General features: G+C 66.4%; 1 pseudogene. It reads left to right on the forward strand.

From position 1 onward, the window contains the following. Positions 1–651 (forward strand): annotated as a pseudogene (gene pknE / locus FJR74_RS08360) (serine/threonine protein kinase PknE); the annotation flags it as partial.

The following is a 651-nucleotide window of genomic DNA, read 5'->3' on the forward strand; positions in this document are numbered from 1 at the left end:
GCCAGGTGGCCAAGCTGCCGGTGCCATCGACTCACCCGGTGTCACCGGGTACCCGGTGGCCGCAGCCGACGCCATGGCCTGGCGGGGCGCCGCCATGGCGGCCACCGTCGTCTCCGCTGCCCCGGTCAGCCCGCCAGCCCTGGTTGTGGGTTGGTGTTGCCGTCGCCGTCGTGGTGGCGCTGGCGGGCGGCCTGGGTATCGCGCTTGCCCATCCGTGGCCGTCCTCTGGACCCCGCACGTCCGGACCGCCGCCACCGCCGCCCGCAGATGCGGTCGAGCTCCGCGTTCTCAACGACGGTGTCTTTGTGGGTAGCTCGGTGGCGCCGACAACGATCGACATTTTCAACGAACCCATCTGTCCACCCTGCGGCAGTTTCATCAGGTCGTATGCGAGCGATATCGATACCGCGGTGGCCGACAAGCAGCTGGCGGTGCGCTACCACCTGCTCAACTTCCTCGACGACCAGTCGCACAGCAAGAACTATTCGACGCGAGCGGTGGCCGCCTCGTACTGTGTAGCGGGGCAAAACGACCCGAAACTCTACGCCAGCTTCTACTCCGCCCTATTCGGCAGCGACTTTCAGCCGCAAGAGAACGCCGCATCGGATCGCACCGATGCCGAACTGGCACATCTTGCTCAAACAGTCGGCG

Origin of the sequence: Metamycoplasma neophronis, from assembly GCF_006491995.1 — a bacterium.
In the GTDB taxonomy this organism is placed as follows: Bacteria; Bacillota_I; Bacilli_A; order Mycoplasmatales; family Metamycoplasmataceae; genus Metamycoplasma; species Metamycoplasma neophronis.